Here is a 236-nt window from a genome sequence, read left to right on the forward strand (position 1 = left end):
CCGACGATACATGCCCCTAGGATAAGGAACATCACATGGACGTTCCGCTTACCTGGCAGCTGGCCAAGCTCGCGGTCTCGAGCGGCGTGGTGCTCGGCCTGTCGATGATCGCCGAGCGCGTCAGCACCCGCGGCGCCGGACTGCTCTCCGGCTATCCGCTGGGCACCGCCATCGCCCTGGTCATCATCGGCCTCGAGCTCTCGCCCGCCTTCGCCGCCGACAGCGCGGTGCACACC

Annotated in this window: 1 pseudogene; it reads left to right on the forward strand. The window is 68.2% G+C overall.

The window, feature by feature from the left end:
* Positions 1-35: 35 nt before the first annotated feature.
* Positions 36-236 (forward strand): annotated as a pseudogene (locus tag CVH10_RS24380) (hypothetical protein); the annotation flags it as partial.

The organism is Halomonas sp. ND22Bw (assembly GCF_003011945.1).
GTDB lineage: Bacteria > Pseudomonadota > Gammaproteobacteria > Pseudomonadales > Halomonadaceae > Halomonas > Halomonas halophila.